This is a genomic window from Mycolicibacterium chubuense (assembly GCF_001044255.1).
GTDB lineage: Bacteria > Actinomycetota > Actinomycetes > Mycobacteriales > Mycobacteriaceae > Mycobacterium > Mycobacterium chubuense.
This window is the reverse complement of record NZ_JYNX01000062.1, coordinates 76,399-83,865: the sequence shown is the minus strand read 5'-3', so window position 1 is coordinate 83,865 and position 7,467 is coordinate 76,399. Positions and strand designations below refer to the sequence as shown.

Below are 7,467 nucleotides of genomic sequence, written 5' to 3'. Positions count from 1 at the left end.
CGCCGAACCTCAGACCCGAACCGCCGCCCACTGCCCACTCAGCAACCCCCCAGAACACCGGATGTTGCAGTGACCGTATGAATCCGCCGCGCTCGCAGCGACCCGGAATGCTATTCCGCGACAGAACAATTCAGTCGCTGGCCAGCGGGAGGCGCACCTCGAAGCGGGCGCCCGTCGGCAGATTGTGCGCCGACAGCGTGCCGCGGTGCGCCTGCACCAGGCCGGCCGCGATCGCCAGCCCCAGCCCCGACCCGCTCGGCAGCGACGAATCCGCCCGCGGCACACGGCTGTTCGATCCCCGATAGGCCACGTCGAACACACGCGGCAGGTCGGCCTCGTCGATGCCCACGCCGGTGTCGTCCACCCGGGCCCACGCGCTGTTCTCGTCGGCGCCCAAGGCCAGCTCGACCCTGCCGCCCTCGGGCGTGTGCGCGATCGCGTTGGCCACCAGGTTCGACAGCACCCGCACCAGCGCGCGGTCGCTGCCCACCACCCGCACCGGCTCCTCGGGCAGGTTCGCCTCCAGCTGCACCCCGGCGCGTTCGGCGGCGATCCGGTGCGCGGCCAGCACGTCGTCGACCACCTCGTCGAGCGCCACCTTGTCGAACGACGGTGTCAGCGCGCCCGCGTTGATCTTCGACATCTCGAACAGGTCGTCGACCATCTCCGACAGGCGCACCGACTCGTGCTCGATGTGCTTGGCGTGCACCCGCACCTCGTCGTCGGGCACCACACCGTCGGCGATCGCCTCTGACACAGCGCGGATGCCGGCCAGCGGCGTGCGCAGGTCATGGCTGACGAACGCGACCAGCCGGCGCCGTGACTGCTCGGCGGCCCGCTCGGAGTCGCGGATCTCGGCCTCCCACACCGTGCGCCGCGCCTGGTAGCGGCCCAGCATCACCGCGGCGGGGATCGTCACCACCGAGACGACCGCCAACACCACCGCGATGCTCGCCGGCGTGATCATGAACCCGCTGGCCCCGATGACCCCGGCCAGGGTCGCGAGCACGGGAATCAGCACCAGCGCGACCATGCTGACCGCGAGCGACCACGTCCGCGCCAGCCGGATCACCGCCGCGCCGACCAGCACCACGGGTACCGAGCAGGCCAGAGCCCAGCCGACGGTCTCCCAGAAGTCAGTCGTCGGCATCCGGCCGTCCGGAGGTCGGTTCGGGCTTCGGTTCTGCGGAAGCGTCGGCCCTCGTATCGGCGGACGCGTCGGAGGTCCACATGTAGCCGCGGCCCCACACCGTCTGCACCCGGTGGCGGTCGCCGAGCTTCGACCGCAGGCGCTTGACGTGCACCGTCACCGTCGACAGGTCGCCGAAGTCCCAGTGCCAGACCTGCTTGAGCAGGTCCTCGCGGGTGAACACGGTGTCGGTGTGGGTGAGGAAGAACAGCAGCAGATCGAACTCGCGGTTGGTGAGGCTGACCGGCCGGCCCGCCAGCGTGACCGTGCGCGACGCTGTCGAGATCATCAGATCGCCCGATCGCAGGTCCATCGGCATCACGCCGGTCGGCGACGGGGCGCGGCGCAGCACCGAGCGCACCCGCAGTGCGAGTTCGCGGGGGCTGAACGGTTTGGTCAGGTAGTCGTCGGCGCCGGCTTCCAGTCCGGCGATGCGGTCGTCCTCTTCGCCCAGGGCGGTCAGCAGGATCACCGGTACCGCGTAACCGCCGCGTTTGCGCAGGCTGCGGCACAGGGAGAGGCCGTCGGGGCCGGGCATCATCACGTCCAGCACCGCGACGTCGATGCGCTGGGAACCCAGGAGTCGCAACGCTTCGGTGCCGTCATGTGCGGTGGACACGACGAGTCCGTCGCGCTCGAGATAGCGCCGGACGACGTCGCGGACGACGTCATCGTCATCGGCGATCAGCACGCGGGTCACCACACAGAGGCTAGCCCTACAATGCTGCTACCTGCAGCTATGTCATCGAATTGTCAGGCTTGCCGCTCGCGTCCTTCGCACGCCTGGCCTAGCGTTGCGGTCTATGCCCGACTGTCCCGTCACGGTGGTCCTGCCGTGCCTCAACGAGGCCGAGTCTTTGCCGGGCGTTCTGGCCGCCGTGCCCGCGGGGTACAGGGCATTGGTGGTGGACAACAACAGCACCGACGCGACCGCGCTGGTGGCGCGCCGTTGCGGCGCCGACGTGGTCGCCGAGACGACCCCCGGCTACGGGGCGGCGGTGCACGCCGGTGTGGTGGCGGCGTCGACGCCGATCGTCGCGGTGCTCGACGGCGACGGGTCGCTGGACCCGCAGGAGCTGCCGGCCCTGGTCGAGGACGTCGAGCGCGGCGCCGACATGGCGATCGGACGCCGGCGTGCCACACCCGGTCTGACCTGGCCGTGGCACGCCCGCCTCGGTACGGCGGCGGTGTGCTGGCGGCTGCGCACCCGCTACGGCCTGCAGGTCCACGACATCGCCCCGATGCGGGTGGCCCGCCGCGACGCGGTGCTGGCGCTCGGCGTCACCGACCGCCGCTCGGGCTACCCGCTGGAGCTGCTGGTGCGAGCCGCGCAGGCGGGCTGGACGGTGACCGAACGCGATGTCGCCTACGGCCCGCGCACCGGCGGCACGTCGAAGGTGAGCGGCTCGGTGCGTGGCAGCGCCACCGCGGCCCTGGACTTCTGGAAGGCCATCTCGTGACGGGAACCTGCCTACTGGTCGTGGCCAAGGCACCGGTGCCCGGGCTGGCGAAGACGCGGCTCGCGGCGACGCTCGGCGACGCGGTGGCCGCCGACATCGCCGCCGCCGCGCTGCTCGACACCCTCGACGCCGTGGCGGCGACGCCCGCCCAGACGCGGGTCGTCGCGATGACCGGAGACCTCGCTGCCGCCGCCCGTTCGGCCGAGATCCGGGCCCGCCTCGACGACTTCGTCGTGGTCGGTCAGCGGGGCGACGGGTTCGCCGACCGGCTCGCCAACGCGCACCTCGACGCGGCGGCCGCGAGCGACGGGGCGGCGGTCGTGCAGATCGGGATGGACACCCCGCAGGTGACCCCCGAGCTGCTGGCGGACTGTGTGCGTGGCCTCGCCGAGCACGAGGCCGTACTCGGCATGGCGTGTGACGGCGGATGGTGGGTGCTCGGGGTGCGCGACGCGGCGCGCGCCGACTGTCTGCGCGATGTGCCGATGTCGGCGCCCGACACCGGCGCTGTAACGCTGTCGGCGCTGCAGCACACCGGACTGTCGGTGGGACTGGTCGCGCAGCTCGCCGACGTCGACACGATCGACGACGTCGACGTGGTGCGTCGCGCCTGCCCGGCCGGCTCACGATTCAGCCGGATCACTGCGACGGTGGAGGCCTGATGTTCGGACAGCTCTACGACCGCGCCCTGGACGGCGAACGATGTTGGGTGCGCCGCGACGACGGGCGGGTGAGCAAGTTGCCGGTGCACAGCTGGCTGGGCGGCCGGCACGCCGACGAGCGCTTCGACCACACCGTCGTCGAGATGTGTGAAGGCCCGACGATCGACCTCGGTTGCGGCCCGGGCCGGCTGGTGGCCCATCTGGTGCAGCGCGGGGTACCGGCGCTGGGGGTGGACCTGTCGGAGACGGCGGTGCGATTGGCCCGCAGCAGCGGTGCGCCGGCACTGCACCGTGACCTGTTCGAACCGTTGCCAGGCACCGGGCGCTGGCAGACCGTGCTGCTGGCCGACGGCAACGTCGGCCTCGGCGGTGACCCGGTCAAGGTGCTGCGCCGCGCCGCCGAGCTGCTGCGCAGCGGCGGTCAGTGCGTCGCCGAATTCGATTCCGACACAGCGGGAGTCGACGTCGGCTGGGTGCGGCTGGAATCGGCCAGCACCATCGGCCCGTGGTTCCGCTGGGCGTCGGTCGGCATCGACTGCGTGGCGGCGCTGGCCGCCGAGGTGGGGTTGTCGGTCGCGGGCATCCGCCGCATCGGCGACCGGGTCGTCGCCAGCCTCGCCGCGGCGTGACGACATGCCCACCCTGTATCTGCGCGGGACGGCTGTCACCGCCCGCGTCGGCATGGCGCTCGGCGTCGCGATCGCAATCTGTTTCGCCACAGGGCTGATCAGTCATCTGATCCAGCATCCACAGCCGTGGTTCTGGTGGCCGACCCGGCCCGTGTGGCTGTACCGGTTCACGCAGGGCCTGCATGTCATCAGCGGCATCGCCGCGATTCCGCTGCTCGTGGTCAAACTGTGGTCGGTCTGGCCGAAGCTGTTCGAGCGTCCGCTGCTCGGGGGTCCGGTCCGCGCGCTCGAGCGGATCTCGATTCTGGTGCTGGTCGCCTCGATGATCTTCCAGCTGAGTACCGGGCTGCTCAACACCGCGCAGTGGTACGTGTTCGGGTTCTTCTTCACCACAGCGCATTACGCGGCCGCCTATGTGGCCATCGGCGCGGTGATCGTGCACATCGGGGTGAAGCTGCCCGTAATCAGGCGTGCTCTCGGGGAGCCGCTCGACGACGGGTCGCATGTCCCGCAGGGCGGCCCGACTCGCCGCACCGTGCTGATCGGGACATGGCTGTCGGTGGCGGTCGCCACCGTCGTCACCGCCGGCCAGACGATCCCGCTGCTGCGTCGCGTCTCGGTGCTTGCCCCGCGTTCGGGCACGGGGCCGCAAGGCATTCCGGTGAACCGGTCGGCGGTGGCCGCGGGCGTGGTGGCCGCGGCCCGGTCGCCGGAGTACCGGCTCACGGTGACCAACGGCGAGCGCAGCACGTCGTTCACGCTCGCCGAGCTCGCCGCGATGCCGCAGAGCACCCACCGGTTGCCGATCGCATGCGTGGAGGGGTGGAGCGCCGAGGCCGCGTGGACCGGGGTGACCCTGTCTCAACTCATCGCCGAGGTGGGGGCGTCGCCGGACTCGGACGTGCGGATGATCTCGCTGGAGGGACCGGGTCCGTACTCGCGGACCGTGCTGCCCGCCCGGCACGCCCGTGATGACATGACGCTGATCGCCCTGAAGATCAACGGTGAGACACTGAACCTCGATCACGGCTATCCGTGCCGACTCATCGCTCCGACCAGACCCGGTGTGCTGCAGACGAAATGGCTGACCCGGATCGAGGTGGTGCCGTGAAGATCCTGAGGATCGCCCTGGTGGTGGCCGGGCTCGCGGTCGGTGCATACGGCGCGGTGCTGCTGCTCGACCAACCACCGGTGGTGCTGGTGCGGATCGCGGTGTGGGCGGCGGCCGCGGTCATCCTGCACGACTTCGTGTTCGCGCCACTGTGCGCGGCACTGGGTTTCGCCGGGCGACGGCTGGTGCCGGCCGCGTGGCGGACACCGGTGGCGGTGGCGGCGCTGTGCAGTGTGGTGCTGGCCCTGCTGGCGATCCCGGTCTACGACAAGCCGGGCGCGCGGCCCGACAACCTCACGGTGCTCGACCGTGACTACGTGGCGGGGCTGTGGATCGCGCTCGCGGTGGTCTGGGTGTGCGTCCCGGTGTACCTGCTCGTGGCGCGGCGGCTACCAGTTCGTCAGGATCAGGTGGTTGACGGCCAGCGCGCCGACGACGTTGAGGGCCAGCCACCAGCGGTGTGACCGGCGCGGCAGGAGCGCCGCCGAGGCCACCAGCCACACCATGAACGGCAGCCAGATCCGTTCGGTCTCGGCCTTGCTGAGCCGGGACAGGTCGGCGGCCACGATCGCCAGCAGCGCCCCGAGCACCACCAGGTGCAGCCCGCTGCGCCGCCGCAGCGCGGCGAGGTCGAAGACGCGGCCGAGCCCGGCCACGCTGCCCAGCCCGATCGCGCACACCACCGATCCGAAGTTCGCCCAGCCCCAGTACGCGAACGGGCGGTCGTTGGCGATGCCCTGCCAGTAGCGCTCCTGCACCAGGTGATAGCCGTCGAGCCACCAGAACCCGGCCACAGCGAACACCCCGACGACCAGCAGTGCGGCCACCACGGCGGGCACCAGCGCGGTCAGGGCGGCTCGTCCGGTGCGTGCGCTGATCAGCACGGCGACCGCGGGCAGCGCCATCAGCCCCAGGCCGTAGTTGAGGAAGATGCCCCAGCCCAGCAGCAGCCCCGCCCCGGCCGCGGCAGCCACCGCCAGCCGCGTCGTGCCCGTGACCGCGAGAGCCAGCAGCGCGATGCCCCACGCCGCGACACCGGCGAAGTAGCCGTCGGCGGACACGGCGATCCAGATCGCGGTCGGCGCCACCGCCACGAACGGCGCCGCCCGCCGGGCCATGTCCTCGTCGGCGAGCGCGCGCACCGCGACGACGATCGCGGCCGCCGCACTGGACCCGGCCAGCAGGCAGAGCAGCCCGGCCCACGCCCCTCCGCCGAGTCCGATCCGGTCCAGCCACACGAACGTCAGCAGCGCCCCCGGCGGGTGTCCCGAGACGTGGGTAATCCAGGAATCAGGCTGGTAGTCGAGGATCCGGCCGGCGAACGTGCGCACCGCCTCGCCGACGTCGTCGATGGTCGGGACCTGACGCAGGTACTCGTGGCGGGCGGTGAGCCGGCCGGCGAAGCCACGCTGCCAGCCGTCGACCATCGCGAGGCTGAACGCCCACGCGCACGACACCGCCCAGGCGGTCCACGGCAGCCACCGCCACGGCAGCCGCTGGGCGAGCGCGGGTCCCCACAGCACGGCGGCCAGTGCCAGCGCGACGGCCGGGACGGTGCCCGGCCCCACGTGGGCGTTCCACCAGCCGAAGATCGGGGCGGTGTCGGCGAAGTCGCGGAACCGGTCCGGTGTCGCGTTGATCAGCGGTGTGACGGGGCCAAGATCCAGGCGGGGGACGACGAACGCCGCGACCACCAGGACCGCGCCGACCGCCACGGCGACCGTTTCTCTGCGACCGATAGACACGTCCGACAGCCTAGGGATCGGGCGCGGCACGAGGTCTGACACGTCGGTGACGTGGGTTTGCCCGCCGAGCCGCAAAGGGTATTGGATACCGCTGCCTATTTGCTCCATGGTGGGGATGTGTGCCGGATTACACCGATCCGGCATTCGGATCAGGTCGGGCCGCACGACAGAAGACGTGTACGAAGACGAACACATCCACACAGGAGGACCTGACATGACCAGCTCGACGACCGCCGTTGCCACCAAGCCCGCCGGCCCGTTGGTGACCACCCAGGGCAACACGACCATCGCCGACGTCGTGGTGTCGAAGATCGCCGGCCTGGCCGCCCGCGAGGTGCACGGAGTGCACGATCTCGGCGGCAATGCCAGCCGGGCGGTCGGCGCGCTGCGCGACCGCATCCCGGGTGCGTCCACCAACTACGCGCAGGGCGTCTCGGTCGAGGTCGGGGAGAAGCAGGCGGCCGTCGATCTCGATATCGTCGCCGAGTACGGGGTGTCCATCTCCGATGTCGCCTCGGGGATCCGCCGTAACGTGATCTCCGCGCTGGAGCGCATGACCGGTCTGGAGGTCGTCGAGGTGAACATCACGGTGCACGACGTCCACGTCCCCGACGAGGGCGACGACGCCGACGATCGCTCCGGCCGGGTCGAGTGACGGCCGCCCGGACGAA

General features: G+C 71.3%; 9 protein-coding genes. 6 read left to right on the top strand and 3 right to left on the bottom strand.

Annotated features, from left to right (window positions below):
• Window positions 1-130 precede the first annotated feature (130 nt).
• Window positions 131-1,150, bottom strand: coding sequence for a sensor histidine kinase (locus MCHUDSM44219_RS23610; protein ID WP_048420690.1), 1,020 nt, complete (start codon window positions 1,148-1,150; stop codon window positions 131-133).
• Window positions 1,137-1,889, bottom strand: coding sequence for a response regulator transcription factor (locus MCHUDSM44219_RS23605; protein WP_048420689.1), 753 nt, complete (start codon window positions 1,887-1,889; stop codon window positions 1,137-1,139). The genes MCHUDSM44219_RS23610 and MCHUDSM44219_RS23605 overlap by 14 nt, the downstream gene beginning before the upstream one ends.
• A gap of 103 nt (window positions 1,890-1,992) precedes the next feature.
• Here MCHUDSM44219_RS23605 and MCHUDSM44219_RS23600 point away from each other — a divergent pair, with 103 nt between their 5' ends.
• From MCHUDSM44219_RS23600 to MCHUDSM44219_RS23580, 5 genes are read left to right on the top strand one after another with little or no spacing between them, the layout of a single operon-like run.
• Window positions 1,993-2,649, top strand: a complete 657-nt coding sequence (locus MCHUDSM44219_RS23600) for a glycosyltransferase family 2 protein (protein WP_048420688.1) — start codon at window positions 1,993-1,995, stop codon at window positions 2,647-2,649.
• Window positions 2,646-3,311: a TIGR04282 family arsenosugar biosynthesis glycosyltransferase gene (locus MCHUDSM44219_RS23595; protein WP_048420687.1), complete on the top strand. Its 666-nt coding sequence runs from the start codon at window positions 2,646-2,648 to the stop codon at window positions 3,309-3,311. The genes MCHUDSM44219_RS23600 and MCHUDSM44219_RS23595 overlap by 4 nt, the downstream gene beginning before the upstream one ends.
• Window positions 3,311-3,940, top strand: a complete 630-nt coding sequence (locus MCHUDSM44219_RS23590) for a methyltransferase domain-containing protein (protein ID WP_048420686.1) — start codon at window positions 3,311-3,313, stop codon at window positions 3,938-3,940. Before MCHUDSM44219_RS23595 ends, MCHUDSM44219_RS23590 begins: the two co-directional genes overlap by 1 nt.
• A gap of 4 nt (window positions 3,941-3,944) precedes the next feature.
• Entirely contained in the window at window positions 3,945-5,051 is a 1,107-nt protein-coding gene (locus tag MCHUDSM44219_RS23585; protein ID WP_048420685.1) for a molybdopterin-dependent oxidoreductase, read from the top strand.
• Window positions 5,048-5,515 carry a hypothetical protein gene (locus tag MCHUDSM44219_RS23580; RefSeq protein WP_109777931.1) on the top strand — a complete coding sequence of 156 codons (468 nt, stop codon included), beginning with the start codon at window positions 5,048-5,050 and terminating at the stop codon, window positions 5,513-5,515. The genes MCHUDSM44219_RS23585 and MCHUDSM44219_RS23580 overlap by 4 nt, the downstream gene beginning before the upstream one ends.
• Here MCHUDSM44219_RS23580 and MCHUDSM44219_RS23575 read toward each other — a convergent pair.
• Window positions 5,441-6,796, bottom strand: coding sequence for a hypothetical protein (locus tag MCHUDSM44219_RS23575; RefSeq protein ID WP_048420683.1), 1,356 nt, complete (start codon window positions 6,794-6,796; stop codon window positions 5,441-5,443). The genes MCHUDSM44219_RS23580 and MCHUDSM44219_RS23575 overlap by 75 nt on opposite strands.
• Window positions 6,797-7,010: 214 nt before the next feature.
• On the opposite strand from MCHUDSM44219_RS23575, the gene MCHUDSM44219_RS23570 reads away from it, so the two are divergent.
• Window positions 7,011-7,451, top strand: coding sequence for an Asp23/Gls24 family envelope stress response protein (locus tag MCHUDSM44219_RS23570; RefSeq protein WP_048420682.1), 441 nt, complete (start codon window positions 7,011-7,013; stop codon window positions 7,449-7,451).
• Window positions 7,452-7,467: the final 16 nt, after the last annotated feature.

Coding starts and splice junctions, on each gene's coding strand:
- MCHUDSM44219_RS23585 (WP_048420685.1), top strand. CDS start 3,945: ATGCCCACCCTGTATCTGCGCGGGACGGCTGTCACCGCCCGCGTCGGC.
- MCHUDSM44219_RS23610 (WP_048420690.1), bottom strand. CDS start 1,150: ATGCCGACGACTGACTTCTGGGAGACCGTCGGCTGGGCTCTGGCCTGC.
- MCHUDSM44219_RS23570 (WP_048420682.1), top strand. CDS start 7,011: ATGACCAGCTCGACGACCGCCGTTGCCACCAAGCCCGCCGGCCCGTTG.
- MCHUDSM44219_RS23590 (WP_048420686.1), top strand. CDS start 3,311: ATGTTCGGACAGCTCTACGACCGCGCCCTGGACGGCGAACGATGTTGG.
- MCHUDSM44219_RS23600 (WP_048420688.1), top strand. CDS start 1,993: ATGCCCGACTGTCCCGTCACGGTGGTCCTGCCGTGCCTCAACGAGGCC.